The sequence below is a fragment of the Arthrobacter sedimenti genome, from assembly GCF_042652025.1.
Lineage (GTDB): Bacteria > Actinomycetota > Actinomycetes > Actinomycetales > Micrococcaceae > Arthrobacter > Arthrobacter sedimenti.
This window is the reverse complement of record NZ_JBHSDQ010000003.1, coordinates 286,804-305,492: the sequence shown is the minus strand read 5'-3', so window position 1 is coordinate 305,492 and position 18,689 is coordinate 286,804. Positions and strand designations below refer to the sequence as shown.

Sequence of the window (18,689 nt, the reverse complement as noted above, 5' to 3'; positions counted from 1 at the left end):
AGGCTTGGGGTATGTCCTCCACCACCGGACCCTTCTCCACCGGCCCTATCGATCCTGAAGAGCTGTCTCCCGCTGAGCGCTACCGTGCCAGCGCCGAACGCAGGGCCGAGGCAGCCACCCCCCTCGGATCGTTCAGCGGGACCCTGGACTTTGAACTGGATGACTTCCAAAAGCAGGCATGCCGTTCCCTCCAGGAGGGCAGGGGAGTCCTGGTGGCCGCCCCGACCGGTGCCGGCAAGACCATCGTGGGGGAGTTTGCCATCTACCTCGCCCTGCAGCGGGGGCTGAAGGCCTTCTACACCACGCCCATCAAGGCGCTCAGCAACCAGAAGTTCAGCGAACTGAGCGAAAAGTATGGTTCGGACAACGTTGGCCTCCTGACCGGTGACACCAGCATCAATGGCGATGCCCAGGTGGTGGTCATGACCACGGAAGTCCTGCGGAACATGCTGTACGCGGATTCGGCCACGCTGGCCGATCTTGGCTACGTGGTGATGGATGAGGTGCACTACCTCGCCGACCGGTTCCGCGGGGCAGTGTGGGAAGAAGTCATCATCCACCTGCCCAGCGAGGTGCAGGTCGCCTCGCTCAGCGCCACGGTCTCCAACGCGGAGGAATTCGGCGCCTGGCTGGACACCGTCCGCGGTGACACCGACATCATCGTTTCCGAACACCGGCCGGTACCGCTGTGGCAGCATGTCATGGTGGGCCGGCAGATCATGGACCTGTTCGCCGGGGAAACCACCTTTGACGAGATCGCCCCGCCCGTTGAGGACGAGGACGAGCTACCGGCCAAGCCCGGCAAACCTGCGAACAACGCCAAGGGGCGCGGCTTCGACGTCAACCCGGACCTGCTGGCCGTGGCCCAGAGCGAAACCCAGCAAAGTTTCCGCAGCAGCCGCCCGGGCCCCGGGAGCCGGGGCCAACGCGGCAGGCGCGGAAACGACCGCCTGGGGCGGGGCGGAGAGCCCAGGGGAGTGCGGCCGGCCAGCCGCCCCCAGGTCATCGCGAGCCTGGACCGGATGGACCTCCTGCCTGCCATCACCTTCATCTTTTCCCGCGCCGGCTGCGAGGCAGCGGTGGCCCAGTGTGTCGGGTCCGGACTGTGGCTCACAACGGAAAGGGAGCAGCGGATCATCGCCCAGCGCGTGGATGAAGCCGGGCAGGACATCCCGCCGGACGACCTCGACGTCCTGGGCTTCTGGACCTGGCGGGACGGCCTGGTCCGCGGTTTTGCTGCCCACCACGCCGGGATGCTGCCCACTTTCAAGGAGGTAGTGGAGAAGCTCTTCGCCGACGGACTGGTGAAGGCTGTCTTCGCCACGGAAACCCTTGCCTTGGGCGTGAACATGCCCGCACGTTCCGTGGTGCTGGAAAAGCTGGACAAGTTCAACGGCGAAGCCCACGTGGACATCACTGCAGGTGAATACACCCAACTGACTGGCCGGGCGGGCCGCCGCGGGATCGACATCGAGGGCCACGCCGTGGTGTTGTGGCAGCCCGGAACGGACCCGACGGCGGTGGCAGGCCTGGCGTCCCGGCGCACCTACCCGCTCAACTCGAGCTTCCGGCCCACCTACAACATGAGCATCAACCTCCTGGCGCAGTTTGGCCGGTCCCGGGCCCGCGAAATCCTGGAGTCCTCCTTTGCCCAGTTCCAGGCCGACCGCTCCGTGGTGGGCCTGGCCAGGCAGGTACGCAGCCGCGAGGAATCGCTGGCAGGCTACGCCAAGTCCATGACCTGCCACCTGGGCGACTTTACGGAGTATGCCCGGCTGCGCAGGGAACTCTCCGATGCCGAGAGCGCCACGTCCCGGACCAAGTCACGGGTCCAGAAGTCGCTCAGTGGCGACTCCCTTGCCCGTCTCCTGCCGGGGGACGTAGTGAACGTCCCCGGCGGACGCGCCCCGGGGCCCGCCGTCGTCCTCAGCTCCGACCACGGCAGCCGCGAACCCCGGCCTGCCGTGCTCACGCTGGACAACCAGTTGCGCCGCATTGGTACGGATGACCTGGAAGGTCCCATCGCGCCGGTGACCCGGATCCGCATTCCGAAGTCCTTCAATGCCAAGGTGCCCAAGTCACGGCGCGATCTTGCGTCCTCCGCCCGGAACGCGCTGCGGGAGAACCGGCCGCCCGCTCCCGGCCAGAACCGCAACCACGATTTTGGCCGCGGCGCAGCCTTTCCCAACCAGGAGAAGCGTATTGCCGCCCTGCGCCGGGCCCTGAAGGCGCACCCCTGCCATGGATGCAGCGAACGGGAAGACCACGCCCGGTGGTCGGAGCGCTGGTGGAAGCTGCGGCGCGAAACGGACGGGCTGGTCCGCCAGATCCAGGGCCGGACCAACACCATCGCCAAAACCTTCGACCGGGTCTGCGATGTCCTGTCCGCCTACGGATATTTGGAGGAGACCGGGGACGGCGGGCTCAAGATCAGCCCGGATGGCCAGCGGCTGCGCCGGATCTACGGCGAGAAGGACCTGCTGATCTCGCAGTCCCTGCGCCTGGGCGCCTTCGATGACCTGGACGCCGCCGAAGTGGCCGCCCTGGCGAGCGTCCTGGTATTCCAGGCCAAACGCGAAGACCGGGGACTGCGGCCGCGCATGCCCAGCGTCTCCCTGGAAACTTCGGTGGACATCGTGGTGAGGGAGTGGTCCGTGCTTGAGGACGTGGAAGAGGAGAACAAGCTTCCGCTGACCGGCGAGCCTGAACTGGGCCTGGTCTGGCCCCTCTACAAGTGGGCCCGCGGCCGCCACCTGCAGGATGTCCTGAGCGGCACCGACCTCGCGGCCGGCGACTTTGTCCGCTGGGTCAAGCAGGTGGTGGACCTCCTGGACCAGCTGGCAAAGATCCCCGGCCTTGATCCGCGGCTGGCACGGCTTTGCGCCGAAGCGATCAACCTCATCCGCCGCGGCGTCGTGGCGTACTCGTCCGTCCTCTAATCCCGCTTTTACCCCTGCCGGCCGCCGCCGGCCTGCCCAAACCCCCAGGAGTCATTCCCACCATGCCGAGCCCAGAAGCCACGTCCCGTCCTGCCCCGGTGCTGTACCGGAATGGGTCCGTCTACACCGCGGCAGATCCGTTCGCCACGGCCATGCTGGTGGACGGCGACACCGTTGCCTGGGTCGGGTCGGAGCAGGCGGCATCGTCCATTGCCGACAGTTCCATGGAGGTCATTGATCTTCGCGGCGCCCTGGTGGCCCCCGGGTTCGTCGATTCGCACATGCACCTGACCGAAACCGGGATCGCCCTGGAGTCACTGCAGCTGGGGGCCGTGACCTCCGCCCGCGCCCTGCTGGACGCAGTTGCCGGGGCCTGGGGTAACGGGCCCGTGCTCGGCCACGGCTGGGACGAGACCACCTGGGCGGACTCCACCCTGCCCAGCGCCGAAGAACTGGAGCGGGCAGCGGGCGGTCGTCCGGTCTACCTCTCGCGGGTGGACGTGCATTCGGCACTGGTCTCACCGTCGCTGGCACAGTCCGCGGGCCTGCGCGGCAAGGACGGGTACGACGGCGGACCCCGGGTAACGCGGGCGGCCCACGAAGCAGCCCGGCTGGCAACGCGGCAGCTGCCGCGGGAGTCACTGAAGCGGCACCAGGAGCGTGCCCTGGCGGAGGCAGCGGCCAACGGTTACGTCGCCGTGGCCGAGATGGGGGCGCCGCATATCGGCGGCGTCGATGATCTGAAGCTTGCTGCCGCCTGGAACGGTGGTGTGGACGGCGGCGCGCAGTTCCCGGAAGTGCTGCCGTACTGGGGGGAACTGGTTTCGACCGAGGAACAGGCCCGAGCCCTCGTTGGACAGTTCGATGGAGGCATCCGCGGCCTGGCCGGCGACCTCAACATTGATGGTTCGCTGGGTTCCCGCACTGCCGCGCTGCGGGCCGGCTACAGCGATGCAGCCCAGGAGCGCGGCGCGCTCTACCTCAGCGTGGACCAGGCGGCGGCACACCTTGCCGCGTGTTCCCTCGCCGGGATCCAGGGCGGGTTCCACGTGATCGGTGATGCCGGGCTTGATGCCGCGCTGGAAGCGCTGGACCTGGCGGCCAAGGAGGTAGGGGAGCAGCGGGTGCGTGCCGCCGGCCACCGATTCGAGCATGTGGAGATGGCTGATGCGGCTGCTGTGGCCAAGCTGGCCCACTACTCCGTGACGGTCAGCGCCCAGCCGGCCTTCGATGCAGCCTGGGGCGGAGCAGGCGGACTTTACGAGCAGAGGCTGGGGGAGCGCAGCCGGTCCATGAATCCGTTCGCCGCCTTCTACTCGGCGGGTGTTCCTGTTTGCTTTGGCAGTGACAGTCCCGTCACCCGCCTCCGTCCGTGGGCCAGCGTGCGCGCCTGCGTGGAACATCACAACGCCGCAGAACGGATTTCCGCACGCGCAGCGTTCCTGGGCCACACCCGCGCCGGCTGGAGGGCCGCCCGTCACGCAAACCCCATGGCGGGCCAGCTGGTTCCCGGGGCGCCCGCCAGTTTTGCCGTCTGGGAGGTGGAGGAACTGATGGTCCAGGTGGCCGATGGGCGGGTACAGTCCTGGAGCACCGATCCGCGGGCGAGGACCCCCCTGCTTCCCGCTCTGGACACCGGCTCCGACCCGGTATGCCTCCAGACCGTCAAAAACGGCACCGAACTGTTCGCCAACCCGGCACTGCGTTCCTGACCCGGGAACTGTCCGCCCTATAATGGGGAGTTGCGCCCGGCGCCGGCAAGCCCGGCTACAGGTGCACCGACCACTTCCACCAGGAAAGGCCCTTTGTGCGCGTCCTTACGATCATTCCCACCTACAACGAACTGGAATCGCTGCCCAAGACGCTCCAGCGCCTTCGGAAGGCCGTTCCGGCGTCGGACGTGCTGGTGGTTGATGACAACAGCCCTGACGGCACCGGGCAACTTGCCGACGGCTTCGCTGCCGAGGATTCCCAGGTCCATGTACTGCACCGCAAGGGCAAGGAAGGCCTGGGCGCGGCCTACATTGCAGGTTTCAAGTGGGGTCTGGAGGCCGGCTACGACGTCCTGGTCGAAATGGACGCAGACGGTTCCCACCAGCCCGAACAGCTTCCCCAACTGATTGAAGCGGTGGACCAGGGCGCCGACCTGGCCATGGGCTCGCGCTGGGTTCCCGGCGGCAGCGTGGTCAACTGGCCCCTGTACCGCCAGGCGATCTCGCGGGTGGGAAGCACCTACGCCCGGCTGATGCTGGGCCTGCCCATCAAGGACGTGACGGGCGGCTTCCGCGCGTTCCGCAGGACCACCCTGGAGAAGCTCAACCTGGACCAGGTGGACTCGGTGGGGTACGGCTTCCAGGTGGACCTGGCGTGGCGTGTTGCCAAGCTGGGCCTGCGCATTGAGGAACGGCCCATCACCTTCGTTGAGCGTGAGCTGGGAGCGTCGAAGATGAGCGGCAACATTGTCGTCGAAGCCATGATCAACGTCACCAGGTGGGGTCTGGCCGCCCGGTGGAACACCCTGGCCGGCAAGCTGAAGAACAAGCAGGCATGATTCTCCGTTAGGCCGAAACCCGGCAGGGTTCGGAAGGCGAAAAGGGGGCGGCCCCGCACCGAAGTGCGGGGCCGTCCCCTTTTTTTGCGGCTGGCCTGCCTAGGCCGAGCGGCGCTCTCCGCGGCGTTCGCGGAGGATGGTCAGCCGGTCCTCGAGGATCTGTTCGAGTTCAGGCAGGGAACGGCGTTCCAGCAGCATGTCCCAGTGGGTGCGCACTGCCTTGTCGTTGCTGGTGTCCGGCTTTTCGCCGTCAACCAGGAGCGCCTCCTTGCCGGTCTTGGAGACCCACACCGGAGGAATTTCCGCCTCGGAGGAGAACGTGACGAAGACCTGCTCGCCATCCGCGCAACGGTATTCAACCCGCTGGCGCGGAGCCGGCTCAACTCCGGACTCGGTCTCCATGCTCTGCGCACCAAGGCGCATGCCCCGCAGGCTGCGATCGCTCATGTTTTCTCCCTCTGGTCGGTTCGCGGATCAGATCTCCGCGCTAGCCGGTGGCGCCGTGGCCCCACCGGACTACTGTGTGCACTGTGCTGCATCATTGGATTCAACGCATTGCGAAGCTTGGTTGTTCCAGCCGGTATTCTCCTGCCGGACAAATACCCAATTATACGGGTGTTATTCCATCAAAACCAAACAGGGAGGGTTCCGCGGTTTCCCGCGGAACCCTCCCTGTTTCCTGCGCTGCTAAGGTTGGCTGCGCTCGGCCGGCGTCTGTTCGAAGAGCCCGGAGACGGCGGCTTCGGCATTGGTGCCACCAATGGCGCTGCCGATGCCCTTCAGGGCTTCCCCAACCTCGCTCGGGATGATCCAAAGTTTGTTGGCCGACCCCTCGGCCAGCTTGGGCAGCGTCTGGAGGTACTGGTAGGCCAGCAGTTTCTGGTCCGGGTTTCCTTTGTGGATTGCATCGAAGACCTTCTGGATCGCCTGCGACTCGCCGTCTGCGCGAAGAATGGCGGCTTTGGCCTCGCCTTCGGCCTTGAGGATCGCAGCCTGCCGCTGGCCTTCTGCCGTCAGGATGGCGGATTGCTTGGTTCCCTCTGCGGTGAGGATGGCGGCGCGGCGGTCACGCTCCGCGCGCATCTGCTTCTCCATGGAATCCTGGATGGAGTGCGGCGGGTCGATGGCCTTCAGTTCCACTCGTGAGACACGGATGCCCCAGCGGCCGGTTGCCTCGTCCAGAACGCCGCGCAGCTGCCCGTTGATCTGGTCGCGGGACGTGAGGGCTTCCTCCAGGTTGAGTCCGCCCACCACGTTGCGCAGCGTAGTGGTGGTGAGCTGTTCCACGGCCTGGATGTAATTGGCGATCTCGTAGGTGGCCGCGCGGGGGTCCGTTACCTGGAAGTACACCACCGTATCGATGGAAACCACCAGGTTGTCTTCGGTAATGACCGGCTGCGGCGGGAAGGACACCACCTGTTCGCGCAGGTCCAGGAGCGGCAGGAGCCGGTCCACGAATGGAATCAGGATCGTCAGGCCCGGGTTCAGCGTCCGCTGGTACTTGCCGAGCCGTTCAACGACGCCGGCACGTGCCTGCGGAATGATCCGGACGGCCCGGACCAAAACTATGATGACAAAGACGATCAGGACCACCAGCACGATGGCCAGTGCGGTTCCGCCTGCGTTATTCATACAACTCCTTGTTCCCCAATTGTCAGGTTGTATCTGGTCCGGCAGCCGCCGTCGGCGGCACCGAAACCACTGCTGTTGCGCCGTCGATGGCCGCTACGACCACTTTCTGGCCCGCGGGAAGGACTCCCGCGGCGGAGCGGGCGCTCCAAATGTCGCCGCCGATTTTCACCAGGCCGCCGTCTGAGGTGACTGCTTCCATGACCACGGCCGGTTCGCCAATAAGCCGGTCCACATTGGTCCGCTGTTCGGAAGGGCCCTTTTTCAGGTGCGAGAGCGCCACCGGGCGGACAAAGGCAACCATGAGCAGGGACACGATGCAGAAAATGACCACCTGCAGCCAGGGATCGGCGCCGGCGAAGTCGGCGACCAGTGCAGCGAGTGAACCGCCGCCGAGCATAATGAAAAACAGGTCAAGCGTGATCATTTCGATCACGGCAAACGCCAGGAAGGCCGTGAGCCACACGGCCCACCAGTTTTCCCCAAGCCATTCGAACATCCCTGTTTCCCCCTTCGTCACGGGGGAGCCGCATCCACGGACCCGCCAGTAACTGTCTTTTCATCCTAGTCCGCGGTCCTGGTGTGTGGGCTGGATCATGGATGCTGCCGGGGGATAGTGGCCAAGTCGTTACGGGGCATCCTGGTGGTGGGCCGGAAGACAAAGAGCCTGAACTTCGCCTGTGCCGCCACCGGCTCAGGGGTGTCTTCGAGCCGGGCGGCGATCCGGTCCCGGTCCAGGTGGTGGCCCGCGGGTCCCATGAACGCCAGGTCCGCGGCGGCGGCGCGGCTGAGCTCCAGCGCGATGTCGACGTCGAGGGTGCTTTCCGCCTCGAAGTGGCCGGCCATCGCCGCGGCCAGGCGTTCGTCCTTGCCTTCTTCGATCCCCAGCATTCCGGTCACCTCGGCGAGCTCCGCGAGGTGTCCGCTGCGCGGCGCCACCACCAGCAGCGCGCCGGTGGGGCGCAGGACGCGGGCGAACTCGGCGGGGTTCCGCGGGGCAAAGACCACGGTGACGGCGTCCACTGAATTGCTTTCCACCGGAAGGGGCTGCCAGATATCCCACACCAGGTTGACCGCTTCGGGATTGAGACGCGCGGCGCGCCGGAGGGCGAATTTGGAGATGTCCAGGCCGATGGCGGACGACTGGCGCCCGGCGGCAGCCGCGGCTTCGAGGATCTCGCGCAGATAGTGCCCGGTGCCCGTCCCGGAGTCCAGCACCACTGCACCTTCCGCCGGCAGGTTGGGCACGACGGCGGCAGCCAGCGCCTGCTCCATAGGCCGGTAGTGGCCGTCCCCCAGGAAGTTGAAACGTGACGCCACCATGGCCGCACTGTCCGGCTCGAAGGGTGAGCCCTTGCCCACCAGGAGGTTGAAGTAACCCTGGCGGGCGGCGTCGAAGCTGTGTCCGTTGCGGCAGACCAGGCTCGGTTGGCGGGCACCCTCCGCTTCCCGATGCTCCAGCGGACTTGAGCAGACAGGACAGAGGAGGGGGACATCCGCAGAAGGCATGGGAACAATCTTAGGGCTGCCGGGACCGGAATCCCTGCCGGCCGCCTTGCCCGGGTGGCAGCTGGGATCAGTCGACGGAAATGCCGGCCGGGCCGGCATCGAACCCCAAACCTTCCCGCGCCTTGCCGATGCCGGCCTCCGCCCAGTGCGCCGCATACTCCGCGTTGCTGCTCAGGGACCGGAGCTGGGCACGGTCCAGGTACAGGATGCCGTGGAGATGGTCCGTCTCATGCTGCACAATGCGCGCCTGCCACCCGGCAAACCGGCGTCGCTCCGCCTCGCCGTCGGGCGTCAGATACTCCAGGAGCACCGACTCCGGGCGGGCCACCACAGCCTGGAGCCCGTTCAGGGAAAGGCACCCCTCATAAAAGGACGCGAGTTCCGGCCCCAGGGGCGTGTACCGCGGATTCAGGATGGCCAGGAACTCCAGCGGGCTGCGGTTCCTTAGGGTTGCAGCTTCCGGCTCAACGTTGAACTGGTCCTCCAGGACAGCAAGCTGAAGGGGAATGCCCAGTTGCGGGGCGGCCAGGCCCACGCCGGGGGCCTCATGCATGACCTGGCGCATGATCCCGATCAACCGGTGCAACTGCTCCGCGGACAACTGGCCGTCGAACTCGGCGGCACGCTGGCGCAGCGCCGGATGGCCCGCCTGGACGATGGGTGGAAGGGACGCGGCGGCCAGTATCCGCTCCACGGCATCACGGATCTCGTTGGCACCGGCAGTTGTTTGGGGAACGGTCTGGGTCATGGGGACAGCCTACTGGCCGGGCCGCGGGGAACCTTCGGCTAGGGTCTACTCCATGGCTGACACTTCCGTTCCCCCGACATCCCCGCTGGAGCATGTCCTGGACTTCATCCGGGTCCTCGAGGCGGGGGGCGGGTCGGCGGAGATCCGGCCGTTCCTGTCGGATTCGTTCGTGCTGACCGAGGCACCGCATCTGTTGGCTCCTGAGGGCGCCACCCGGACACTGGCGGGGGTCCTTGCCGGCGCGGACCAAAGCCGCCAGGTGGTGAAGGACCAGCAGTTCATCGTACGGCGCACCACCTGTGAAGGCGGCCGGGTGGTGGTGGAGGCCGACTGGTCCGCCACGGTACTGATGGACCTCCGGTACTGGGACCGCGGCGAGACCATCCGAGCCAGGACGACCTCGGTCTTTGAGGTGAACGGCGGCGTGATCGTGAGCCAGGACAGCTACGACTGCTATTTCCGGTAACCTGCCCGCCCCCGGGCTAGTGCATGGTGAAGCGCCTGGCAGCCCACCGGTTCACGGCCGGTATTGCGGCCGCGGCGCCAATGGCGGCGGTGCGAATTCCCAGGAGCCGTGACGGCAGCGGCCTGCCCAGCATCATGTTTACTTCCGCCTGCCGGCGGGCCAGCACTGCGGCCTTCTGCCGGCTCTTTTCGAACTCCCTGAACTCCCTGCCGGTCGGCTTGCCAGCCAGGGCCGCGCAGACCACCGGCAACAGTTCCTTGGCATCCAGCCAGCCCAGGTTCATACCCTGGCCTCCAATCGGGCTGATCTCATGCGCTGCATCTCCCAGCAGCACCGACCGTCCCATGACGGTGCGGCGCGCAATGGTGGACCGCACACTGAAGGCGCTCAGCATGGAATTCGAGGCCGCATCAGGAAGGAAACCGGTCCGGCAGCGGACCAGTTCCGCCAGCTCCTGTGGACCTGCCGCCGGTCCCGCGGGTTGTCCCAGCCGGACCACCCAGCGGCGCACGCCGCCGGGCAACGGGAAGGATTCAACAATTCCTTCGGGTTCCAGGAATAGGACCGCTTTGTGTCCGTAGTGCGTACCGTCGTCGAAATCCCCCATGAGGTAGTGATCCGGGTAGGTCGTGCTGTACACCGGCACCTGCAACGCTCCACGCAGCCGGGACCTGGCACCGTCAGCCACCACGAGCAGAGCTGCTGTGGCGCTGCGGTGCGTGGCACCTGAGCCGGACTCGACCTCCACTTTGACGTTGCCGCCGTCGTCCCTCACCGTGGTGACGTTGGCACCCCTGATGATCGCGCCGGGATCCAGGGCAGTGACCCGATCTTCGAGAAGCTGCTCCGTACGGAACTGCGGGAGCGCCAGCACAAAGGGGAAATCCTTTGATACGGCGCCGAACTCCATGGTCCCCACGGTCTTCCCGCCGCTGACCGCCAAGCCGGTGCTGATGCGGATGCCCTCCTGCACCATGGATCCAGCCACCCCAATCACGGCAAGTGCTTGCAGGGCCGGAGGGTGGATGCCGATGGCACGGGTGTGCCGGTTCCGCGTTTGCCGCTGCTCAAAAACCTTGACCGAGACCCCTTCCTGCAGCAGCGCCGCAGCCAGGTACAGGCCCACAGGACCTCCGCCTGCGATTAGAACCTCTGCGTCCACGGTCAGCCCCTGCGGTAGGTCAGGACCTGGTGAAATGCCGATGACCGCTCCACCGACCAGCCCGGCGGAGCGGCGGCAGCCAATTCGGCGGGCCGGTAGCTCCGGCGGATGGAGGTGAGGCCGTCCTGGCGGATGAAGGAGTGGAGGAAGGGGAGTGCGGCAACGCTGAAGAGGGCAAAAGCGGTGGGGCTTCGAACAAGGTCGTTGTGCAGCGCCTTCCTGGATGCCAGGATTTCCGAGTCCGCCAACAGTTGCCGCAGCTCTTCGGATCCCAGGTGGTGCAGCATGTGGTTGGAAATCACGACGTCGAACGCCGCACCCTCCCGGACGAGTTCTCCACTGTGGGCCTGGCGGAACTCAACGCCCGGTACGGGCGGCCGACGCCTGGCAAAGCCGGCCGCGCGGGGATCGGGGTCGATGCCGGTGATTTGCACTGTCATACCGTCCCGGGCGGCCCAGCGGGCCAGCATGACCGCCAGGTCTCCGCCACCGCAGCCGATGTCCAGGACGGTCAGCGGCCCCCGGTCCGGCCGTTTCAGGTTGCGCAACTCCCTGGTGTACAGCCGCCGCCAGCCGGACAGGACGCGGTTGATGATGCCGAACTGCCGGTAGGTGTTGTCCAGGAGCCGGGGGTCACAGTCGGGGTGATCCATTTGCTCAACGTCGCCGGCGGCGCGCCGGCTAAGCAGGATGTCCATTGTTGTGGAGGCCCGGTCAGGCAAGCGTGGCCTCCGTTGCCCGGTTGTCCTGGAGCAGGGCTTCTTCCCCGGCAGCGTCCATCCGGGCAGGGTTTGCCGACCCGCCGGTCAGCTGCCGCAGCTTTGTGAACAGGCCCGTTTCCACGGTCAGGCCCGGGCCAAAGGCCATGGAACAGATCCGTTCATCCCCTTCCTGGAGGGGCTGTTCCAGGATGTGTTTGAGGACGAAGAGCACGGTGGCGCTGCTCATGTTTCCGAAATTTCGCAGGGTCTCCCGGGCGGGCACCAGTTGCGTGTGGCTGAGGCCGAGCCGGGACTGCACCTTATCCAGGATGCTGCGTCCGCCGGGGTGGATGGCCCAGTGGGGGATGGCGGTGTAGGGGAGTGCCGCCAGCTCCGGTTCCCTGGCCAGAAGCGGTTGCAGCGCATCCACGATGTGGTCGTCAATGATGTGCGGCACGTAGTTGCCAAGCACCATCTCGAAGCCGTTGTCGCCGATGTTCCAGGCCATGGAGTCCTCGCCGACCGGCGTCAGGACAGTCTCGAAGTGGTCCAGCTTCAGCAGTGCGGTGTCCTCGGCGCCTGGCCGGGCCGTGACGACGGCGGCTGCCGCACCATCAGCGAACAGGGCGGAGCCCATGATGGTGTCCGGGTTGTTGGAGGTGCGCACGTGCAGGGAGCACAGTTCAGCGCAGACAACCAGGACGACGGCATTGGGATCCGCCTCACAGAACAGCTTTGCGGCGCGGAGCGCGGGGAAAGCCGCGTAACAGCCCATGAAACCCAGGTGGTAGCGCTGGACAGCAGGGCTGAGGCCAAGTTCGCGGACAACCTTATAGTCGGGTCCGGGGTTGAAGAAGCCGGTGCAGGAAACGGTTACAAGGTGAGTTATGTCAAGTAAATCGATCTCAGGGGCGGCTTCCAGGGCAGCGCGGGAAGCCTCCACGAACAGTTTTGTGGCTTCGCGGGCGAAAATGTCGTTGCGGACCTTGGTGCTGGGGTTCAGCAGCAGGCCGGTTTCCTGGTCATAGAACTGGGGGTTTTCGGAGCGGCCCGTGGTAGTCAGTTCCTCGACGGCGGTGAACCTCGTCTCGATGGCTGCACCGTCAAAGCAGGTGTTGACCAACCGCGAACCCAAACGGGACAAGCCTGGCTGGGCCGCAAACACATCGCGGGCTTCGGACTGGATCAGCTTTGTCGTCGGAACTGCAGTTTCAAGTGAACGCACGTAGACCGTCATTGATTCATTCTTGACGGGTGCCCTGATAAAGACAATGGCTCTGCGTCCTGACCAGCGCTTTCATTGCTGGAATTGCGGCCAGTGTTGCTTGCTGTGGAACCCCGTCCGGATCCCTCACCAAAGCGCCGATAATCTACATTATGTCAAGTAATGCTGATGAGGCTGTGCCGGGCTGGTCAGTGACGCCGTTGTATCGAGGCGCCCACCACGGCTCCGAGTCCGAGCCCCAGTGCAAAGCCCCAGAACGGCGACTGAAATAAGGCCAGCCCCAGGCTTATCCCCAAGGCGGCGCCAACCAGGCTGCAAATCCACAAGGCTTTGTTCACTATGTCTCCAGTAGGGCTGGGCTGACCTTGATTCCTGCTGTGACCCTACTGCACCCCAATCCCCTACGCGGGCAGAAACGGGGAGTCCGGCATGGAAGTTGGGTAGCTCCCACCCATGCGCGCAGCAGCCGGGCGTCCTAACCTTTTGGACATGGCGGCAGGCCGGCCGGGCCAGCCGCGGGCGCGGTGAAGAGGTCCCCGGACCTTTTTCTTGTTCATGCAGACGGCGACGGCGCCCCGGTACTCCTTTCATTCCCAAGGACGTCCCATGCAGGAACTCCTCCGCCCGCAGGCATGCACCCATTCCGCCGGCACCTGCCCAGGATGCCGTTCCCGGATGCGCGAGGATGCGCTGCAACAGGCACCAGGAAGGCCCATCATCCTTCTGCGCCCCGCGCCCGTCAGGGTCCGGTCCCTCGCGGCAACTGCCGTCGCCTACACCGTAACCGACGTGCTCGTTGAATGGGACGGAGACGGCGGATACCACCTCCGTTGGGAGGCGAGCTGGCTTGTGCGCCGGTGTGCGCCGCAGCAGACAACGGCGCGGCAGGGCCTGTCTTGACTCCCCCAGGCCTTTCCGGCCGGGGACCAGGGGGTGCCTCCCCTGCCGTAGGTAGGTAACACCTAATAAATCATTCAGGTACCCCTTACGCGTGTTTGCGCCGGAACGCCAAACCTATCCTCATAGCCAGGACGACGGTCCATTCGGCTGTTGTCGCTGGTCAAAGCCGGTTTGGCCTGCCCAACGGCAGGCGCAGACCACCGGATCCTTGCAGCAGCTCGAGGAGCAGTCGACCAGCCCCTTTCGGGCGCAATCGACGACGCTTTGCAGGTTCCAGGCAGGGGGCTCCGATGACAAACCTCTCCCCCCACTTACCAGCCGTCCAGCCACCTGTGTTCTTCGACGCCAGCGGAACCCGCTGGCCGCGCCTTTTAAACGTCCTGCTGGCAGCGGGGCTGACCACCATCCTGGTGCTCGGCGCGGTGCTGCCCGCCGCTACCGCGCCCCTGCAGCAGGGCCCGTTGAACCAGTCCCCCGATTATCCCCGCCAGCTGCTTGCGGAGGAGGACGTGAAGGACATTCCCCGCGTCGGATACGAGCAGGGCAACGAAATTTTCCACCGGATAGACCTGGTGGAAAGACGGGACGGCATCGATTTGCTGAAGGACCCCTTCAGCAACCAGGTCTGGCGGGAGGCAACAGCGGAGGAAGCCGCCGCCATAGGTGACAAACCGTACGTGGTGGAGGCGTACGGCCTCCCGCCGGACCATACCCTGATGCTGACCTTCGATGACGGGCCCGACCCGCGCTTTACGCCCCAAATCCTGGACCTTCTGTCACGCGAAGGAGTCCCTGCCACCTTTTTCGCGGTAGGTGAAAACGTCGTGGAAAACCCGGATATCTTCCGCCGGATGGTCCGCGAAGGCCACATGGTAGGGAACCACACCATGAGCCACATCGACTTTTGGGCACACGATGATGCCTACAACAGGCAGGAAATCATCGGAGAGGACCGGGTGCTGCGGGCCGCGGACAACTACGCCTCACGGCTGTTCCGGATTCCAACGGGTAATCCGGAAAACAACACCCTTGCCCTGCTCCAGGCACAGCAGCTGGGCTACCTTCACGTGAATATGGACCTGGATACCAGGGACTGGGAGTACACGCCGGGTACCCCGGTCCCTCCCCCGGACCTGGACGGCCTGGGCCACGTCATGCTGGTGCACGACGGTGGTGGGGACAGGACGGCGACCATCGAGATGCTGAAAAAATTCATCCCTGAAGCAAAAGCCCAGGGCTATCGATTCACCACCCTGGAGCCCATGCTGCCGGCCGGATTCGTCCCCCAGCGCAGCGTCACTGCAGGCCTTCAGGACAACCTGACGCTTGGAGCCCTCACCGCATATCTGGTTACTCCCAACGTGGTGATGAACTGGCTGTTCTGGTTCGGGGTCGGCTCTCTGACCATCCTCACCTTCCTGTTCGTTGTCCTTGCCCTCGTCAGCAATGCGCGGCAGAAGAGACGGAAGTGGAACCTTCCCCACGCCAAGGACTGGCCGTTCGTCAGCGTGATCCTGCCGGTCTTCAACGAGGAGCCCGTGGTCACCAAAACACTCGACGCCCTCAGGGCCAGCGATTATCCGCGCTTCGAAGTGGTTGCGGTCAATGACGGGTCCACGGATGGCACACTCGCCGTCCTGACCAATTACGCCCACAGCTGGCCGCAGCTGCGCGTTTTCAGCCAGCCCAACAGCGGCAAGCCCGCGGCAAGCAATTACGGCATTTCCGAGTCGGATGGGCAAGTCATCGTGACCCTGGACGGTGACACCCTGTTCGAACCCCAAACCATCAGGATGCTCGCCCGCCATTTCATGGTTCCTCCGGGGGAAAAGGAAGTAGGCGCAGTCGCCGGGCACGTGAAGGTGGGAAACCGGCGAAACCTCGTCGCCTGCTGGCAAAGCCTGGAATACCTGTCGGGCATCTGCGTTACCCGAATGGCAGAGGGTCTCCTGGGAGCCATCTCCATTGTCCCGGGCGCCTGCGCGGGATGGCGCAAGGAGGCATTGGTCAAAGCAGGAGGTTACCCGGCCACAACCCTCGCAGAAGACGCTGATCTCACGCTCTCCCTGCAGAAACTGGGCTACAGCATCGTCCAGGAGAACGAAGCAGTGGCTTGGACCGAGGCTCCGCTCACGCGCCGGGGCTTGTTCAAGCAGCGCCTGAGATGGACTTACGGCAACATCCAGACGCTCTACAAGCACCGCTCCATGTTGTTCAACCCCAAGTTCGGCGCACTGGGCATGCTGACCATGCCCTACGCGTTGATCTCGGTCCTGGTCCCGCTGGTCTTCATGCCCCTGGCTGTTGCCGTGGCGGTCCTAAGCCTCGCACGGGGTGAATGGCAGGCCATCGCCCTGTTCGCCGGCTTCGTGACCGCGACGCATATGGTCGTCTCCATAGTGGCCGTCCTGATGGTCCACGAAAGTCCACTGCATCTGTTCATCGTGCCCTTCTACCGGATCATCTACGAACCCCTGCGTGCCTACGTCATCTTCGGCTCAGCCATCCGTGCACTGAGGGGATCCGCCGTTGGCTGGTACAAGCCCCAGCGGACCAACAGCGCAGCGCTGCCGTCCGCCCCGGCAGACCGCCGGCCTCTGCCTCAGACCTCCGCCTGGGGAAGCGGATGAAAAACTTCCGAGACGCCGGTTTCTGGACCCCGGTCCTTCTTTGCGCCACCTTGGCCTTCGCCGGCTGCAGCGGTGGACCGACGGACGGTACAGGGCCCGGCAGCGGAATTGCCCCGGAAAAGCCCAACCCTGGATGGTTCGGAGGATACCTCGACGTCACACTCCCCCAAGGTCCCGAACTGCGGAATGCCGCTGAGGGAAGGACCACGACTGTTCTTTCTTTTATCACTGCGGACCCGGGAAGGCCGTGCACTCCGTCCTGGGGTGGAACCCTGGGCTTGGAGGAGGCCGGGACAAAGTTGCAGCTCGACGCCAAAATCCGGAATTTCCGTGCCGAAGGCAACGACATCGCCGTCTCCTTCGGTGGTCAGGCCGGGCAGGAATTGGCCGCTGGGTGCCAGGACATCGGTGCTCTTGCAGATGCCTATCAAAGTGTTATCGCCCGGTACGCACTGGACGTTGTGGATTTGGACGTGGAGGGACAGGCGGCCGGGTCCGGAGCGGCCAGGCTCAGGGCACAGGCTTTCGCCAAGCTCCAGGCGGAAAGGCCACCGGGACGTCCCCTTCGGGTCTGGCTCACGTTGCCTGTCACAAGGGACGGACTAGACAGCGCCGGAAAGAACAGCGTGGAGGCAATGCTTACCGCCGGAGTTGATTTGGCAGGGGTCAACATCATGACAATGAATTTCGGTCAGCTCCGGAATGGCGAAAGCATCCTCTCGGCCTCGGAGCTTGCCGCGGAGGCTACCTATCGGGACCTGGAGCAGTTGTACTCCACGGCCGGCATGCCCAAGGAAGGCGGGAAGATGTGGAGGAACATCGGGCTCACTCCCATGATTGGAGAGAACGATACCGAGGCCAATGTGTTCACACCGCAGGATGCCGCCGGAATGAACAGCTTCGCCCGCGACCGGAACCTGGGCCGCATTTCCTTTTGGTCCCTCACCAGGGACGCGACCTGTAATGCAGGGGTGGAGGACGAGCAGCGGCCGTCCAGCTCCTGCAGCGGCATCGACCAGGACGCCGGCGACTTCGCCAGGATCCTCAGCAATGGCTTCACGGGCAGCAGTTGATCATGATGCCGCGGACGGGGAACAACTCTGGAAACCAGGTTTCAAGGGGTAAAGGCAACGGGCGGGTGGGAAGGCTTCCACTGGCCGCGGCAACTGCCTGCTGCATTGCGCTCGCGGCCAACGCCTGCACGGACAACCCTTCCCATGGCGGGGATGAGTCAATCAGGACGGACGTCTTCGTCACCGCCTACACCTGGTTTGACAACACACCTCCCGGGTCCACGGTGATCAGCCATCCTGTGCTGCACAAAGCAGCCGGGGGAACCGGGACGTACGCCGATCCGGTGACCATCGCCGTCGGGCATTCCCGGAAGACCGGCCAGGATGTCCTGGACATTCCTTCCGGCACCCGGATTTACCTGCCGGACGTCCGCCGCTACTTCATCGTGGAGGACACGTGTGGCGACGGACCCAAACCGGAGGAAGGCCCCTGCCACACAGGTGCCGAAAAATACGGGGAAGCGACGCTCTGGATCGACATGTGGATCGGCGGCAAGGGTGAGGCCCAGTCCTTTGTGCGCAACTGTGCGCGAAAGGCCACGGGGGTCAGTACGGCCATCTTCAACCCGAAGGACAACTACCAGGTGGCTTCCGGCCACGGCGTCATCCACGACGGCACCTGCGACACGGGCTACGGACAGAAAGCCGCTGCCAAGTGACCTCCGCTACGGGGGCGGGAATACTCCCAGGAGGGGCGGCTAAGCTCGAATCCATGAGTTCGTTGAAAACGAAGCCGGCAAAGACAGCTTCCGCAAAAGTAGTCCTGGCGGCGGCAGCAGCTGACATCGTGTTGATTCTCGCGTTCGCCGCGATAGGCCGGGACGCGCACCACCGCGAGCAGCCCGTCCTGGGGGTCCTCCTCACCGCGTGGCCCTTCCTCGCCGGCGCAGCCGCGGGATGGGTAATCGCCAGGGTATGGCGGAGCCCCTTATCCGTCCTGCGGGCGGGCGTTCCAGTTTGGTTGGGCAGCCTGGTGGGAGGAATGATCCTGAGGGCCCTGACAGCGCAGACGGTGGTGATTCCCTTCGTCATCGTGGCCACGCTGGCCCTTGCCGTCTTCCTGGTGGGATACCGCCTGCTGATCACCGCGGCTGCAAAGCTGCGCGGCAGATAAGCGGCGGCAGCCGGGGAAACGCCGGCCGTGTAATAGGCTGGC

Annotated in this window: 16 protein-coding genes; 8 read left to right on the top strand and 8 right to left on the bottom strand. The window is 65.2% G+C overall.

The genetic code is table 11. From position 1 onward, the window contains the following. Positions 1-11: 11 nt before the first annotated feature. From ACFO0G_RS09495 to ACFO0G_RS09485, 3 genes are all read left to right on the top strand, one after another. A complete protein-coding gene (locus ACFO0G_RS09495; RefSeq protein ID WP_286404225.1) occupies positions 12-2,939 on the top strand; it encodes a DEAD/DEAH box helicase in 2,928 nt (975 codons plus the stop codon). Between the two features lie 62 nt (positions 2,940-3,001). Further along, positions 3,002-4,651 carry an amidohydrolase gene (locus ACFO0G_RS09490; RefSeq protein WP_376977222.1) on the top strand — a complete coding sequence of 550 codons (1,650 nt, stop codon included), beginning with the start codon at positions 3,002-3,004 and terminating at the stop codon, positions 4,649-4,651. Between the two features lie 95 nt (positions 4,652-4,746). After that, positions 4,747-5,490, top strand: coding sequence for a polyprenol monophosphomannose synthase (locus tag ACFO0G_RS09485; RefSeq protein WP_236798392.1), 744 nt, complete (start codon positions 4,747-4,749; stop codon positions 5,488-5,490). A gap of 99 nt (positions 5,491-5,589) precedes the next feature. On the opposite strand, the gene ACFO0G_RS09480 is transcribed toward ACFO0G_RS09485, so the two are convergent. The 5 genes from ACFO0G_RS09480 to ACFO0G_RS09460 all read right to left on the bottom strand — a co-directional run bounded on the left by ACFO0G_RS09480 (position 5,590) and on the right by ACFO0G_RS09460 (position 9,376). Next, the gene (locus ACFO0G_RS09480) at positions 5,590-5,937 is read right to left on the bottom strand and encodes an RNA polymerase-binding protein RbpA (RefSeq protein WP_026266052.1); all 348 of its coding nucleotides are present in this window, start codon (positions 5,935-5,937) and stop codon (positions 5,590-5,592) included. 240 nt (positions 5,938-6,177) lie between these two features. After that, on the bottom strand, positions 6,178-7,122 hold the full coding sequence (locus tag ACFO0G_RS09475) for an SPFH domain-containing protein (protein ID WP_286404232.1): 945 nt from the start codon (positions 7,120-7,122) through the stop codon (positions 6,178-6,180). Positions 7,123-7,144: 22 nt separating this feature from the next. Next, positions 7,145-7,618: an NfeD family protein gene (locus ACFO0G_RS09470; RefSeq protein WP_286404233.1), complete on the bottom strand. Its 474-nt coding sequence runs from the start codon at positions 7,616-7,618 to the stop codon at positions 7,145-7,147. A 95-nt stretch (positions 7,619-7,713) separates the two neighbouring features. After that, entirely contained in the window at positions 7,714-8,628 is a 915-nt protein-coding gene (locus ACFO0G_RS09465; protein ID WP_376977219.1) for a putative RNA methyltransferase, read from the bottom strand. 67 nt (positions 8,629-8,695) lie between these two features. Then, entirely contained in the window at positions 8,696-9,376 is a 681-nt protein-coding gene (locus tag ACFO0G_RS09460) for a peptide deformylase (protein WP_376977217.1), read from the bottom strand. 52 nt (positions 9,377-9,428) lie between these two features. On the opposite strand from ACFO0G_RS09460, the gene ACFO0G_RS09455 reads away from it, so the two are divergent. Beyond that, positions 9,429-9,842 carry a nuclear transport factor 2 family protein gene (locus tag ACFO0G_RS09455; RefSeq protein ID WP_376977215.1) on the top strand — a complete coding sequence of 138 codons (414 nt, stop codon included), beginning with the start codon at positions 9,429-9,431 and terminating at the stop codon, positions 9,840-9,842. 16 nt (positions 9,843-9,858) lie between these two features. Here ACFO0G_RS09455 and ACFO0G_RS09450 read toward each other — a convergent pair whose 3' ends face one another. From ACFO0G_RS09450 to ACFO0G_RS09440, 3 genes are read right to left on the bottom strand one after another with little or no spacing between them, the layout of a single operon-like run. Next, on the bottom strand, positions 9,859-11,004 hold the full coding sequence (locus ACFO0G_RS09450; protein ID WP_376977213.1) for an FAD-dependent oxidoreductase: 1,146 nt from the start codon (positions 11,002-11,004) through the stop codon (positions 9,859-9,861). A gap of 2 nt (positions 11,005-11,006) precedes the next feature. After that, positions 11,007-11,702, bottom strand: a complete 696-nt coding sequence (locus ACFO0G_RS09445) for a class I SAM-dependent methyltransferase (protein ID WP_376977211.1) — start codon at positions 11,700-11,702, stop codon at positions 11,007-11,009. Between the two features lie 16 nt (positions 11,703-11,718). Further along, positions 11,719-12,942 carry a type III polyketide synthase gene (locus ACFO0G_RS09440; RefSeq protein WP_376977209.1) on the bottom strand — a complete coding sequence of 408 codons (1,224 nt, stop codon included), beginning with the start codon at positions 12,940-12,942 and terminating at the stop codon, positions 11,719-11,721. Positions 12,943-14,120: 1,178 nt separating this feature from the next. On the opposite strand from ACFO0G_RS09440, the gene ACFO0G_RS09435 reads away from it, so the two are divergent. The 4 genes from ACFO0G_RS09435 (at position 14,121) to ACFO0G_RS09420 (ending at position 18,647) form a co-directional block, all read left to right on the top strand. Further along, positions 14,121-16,460, top strand: coding sequence for a bifunctional polysaccharide deacetylase/glycosyltransferase family 2 protein (locus ACFO0G_RS09435; protein WP_376977207.1), 2,340 nt, complete (start codon positions 14,121-14,123; stop codon positions 16,458-16,460). A gap of 299 nt (positions 16,461-16,759) precedes the next feature. Further along, positions 16,760-17,533 (top strand): glycoside hydrolase family 18 protein, encoded by a 774-nt coding sequence (locus ACFO0G_RS09430; RefSeq protein WP_376977205.1) that lies wholly within the window; start codon positions 16,760-16,762, stop codon positions 17,531-17,533. A 65-nt stretch (positions 17,534-17,598) separates the two neighbouring features. After that, positions 17,599-18,192, top strand: a complete 594-nt coding sequence (locus ACFO0G_RS09425; protein WP_286397099.1) for a hypothetical protein — start codon at positions 17,599-17,601, stop codon at positions 18,190-18,192. A gap of 53 nt (positions 18,193-18,245) precedes the next feature. Continuing rightward, positions 18,246-18,647 carry a DUF3054 domain-containing protein gene (locus ACFO0G_RS09420; protein ID WP_376977203.1) on the top strand — a complete coding sequence of 134 codons (402 nt, stop codon included), beginning with the start codon at positions 18,246-18,248 and terminating at the stop codon, positions 18,645-18,647. The last annotated feature ends 42 nt before the right edge of the window (positions 18,648-18,689 follow it).

Excerpts from the sequence above, each read along its gene's own strand:
- ACFO0G_RS09495 (WP_286404225.1), top strand. The coding sequence starts at position 12 with ATGTCCTCCACCACCGGACCCTTCTCCACCGGCCCTATCGATCCTGAA.
- ACFO0G_RS09490 (WP_376977222.1), top strand. The coding sequence starts at position 3,002 with ATGCCGAGCCCAGAAGCCACGTCCCGTCCTGCCCCGGTGCTGTACCGG.
- ACFO0G_RS09480 (WP_026266052.1), bottom strand. The coding sequence starts at position 5,937 with ATGAGCGATCGCAGCCTGCGGGGCATGCGCCTTGGTGCGCAGAGCATG.
- ACFO0G_RS09475 (WP_286404232.1), bottom strand. The coding sequence starts at position 7,122 with ATGAATAACGCAGGCGGAACCGCACTGGCCATCGTGCTGGTGGTCCTG.
- ACFO0G_RS09470 (WP_286404233.1), bottom strand. The coding sequence starts at position 7,618 with ATGTTCGAATGGCTTGGGGAAAACTGGTGGGCCGTGTGGCTCACGGCC.
- ACFO0G_RS09465 (WP_376977219.1), bottom strand. The coding sequence starts at position 8,628 with ATGCCTTCTGCGGATGTCCCCCTCCTCTGTCCTGTCTGCTCAAGTCCG.
- ACFO0G_RS09460 (WP_376977217.1), bottom strand. The coding sequence starts at position 9,376 with ATGACCCAGACCGTTCCCCAAACAACTGCCGGTGCCAACGAGATCCGT.
- ACFO0G_RS09455 (WP_376977215.1), top strand. The coding sequence starts at position 9,429 with ATGGCTGACACTTCCGTTCCCCCGACATCCCCGCTGGAGCATGTCCTG.
- ACFO0G_RS09445 (WP_376977211.1), bottom strand. The coding sequence starts at position 11,702 with ATGGACATCCTGCTTAGCCGGCGCGCCGCCGGCGACGTTGAGCAAATG.
- ACFO0G_RS09440 (WP_376977209.1), bottom strand. The coding sequence starts at position 12,942 with ATGACGGTCTACGTGCGTTCACTTGAAACTGCAGTTCCGACGACAAAG.
- ACFO0G_RS09435 (WP_376977207.1), top strand. The coding sequence starts at position 14,121 with ATGACAAACCTCTCCCCCCACTTACCAGCCGTCCAGCCACCTGTGTTC.
- ACFO0G_RS09420 (WP_376977203.1), top strand. The coding sequence starts at position 18,246 with ATGAGTTCGTTGAAAACGAAGCCGGCAAAGACAGCTTCCGCAAAAGTA.